The sequence below is a fragment of the Chromohalobacter sp. 11-W genome (assembly GCF_029889905.1).
Classification (GTDB): domain Bacteria; phylum Pseudomonadota; class Gammaproteobacteria; order Pseudomonadales; family Halomonadaceae; genus Chromohalobacter.
Map to the genome: position 1 here is coordinate 1 of NZ_JARANZ010000038.1, position 514 is coordinate 514.

Below are 514 nucleotides of genomic sequence, written 5' to 3' on the forward strand. Positions count from 1 at the left end.
GCGCCGCACACTGACGGCGAGCAAGAAGGATATCACCGGGTTCGAGGGTGATATGAAAGAGTTCGAGAAGGCGACCGAGAAGTACGGCAAGCAGTATCGGGGCATGCAGGAGCGGCAGGTCAGCGATGCGCCATCCGATGCGCGCTCCATCTACAAGATGAATGACACCTATATGGATATCAGAACCTTCTTCGATGAGTGGAGAGGGGGGGTGTTATTGGGTCTAAGCCCTTTGCTTTTAGGGCTGTTTTTTTTTCCGGTTTTTATTTTGCCTGAAATGACGGTTGCCCTTGTTACAGGTATAGTTCCTGGAGCAGGTAGAAGTGTGAGTGTGAGTGATTATGTCGGTATTGTAGGGACCTGGGCCATATGGCTGATGTTTTTGGCTGCATTTATCTATCTTTTCTGGATATTCCGGATGGAGTGTCTGGTCCAGCGTCATATCGTGGTTCGTTTCAATCGCAAGACGCGCAAGATCACCATCAATCGGCCCAATTTCGCCGGTGGCAATCAG

General features: G+C 50.4%; 1 pseudogene. It reads left to right on the forward strand.

Annotated elements, in window-relative coordinates:
• A pseudogene (locus tag OP494_RS17170) lies at positions 1-514 on the forward strand (hypothetical protein); the annotation flags it as partial.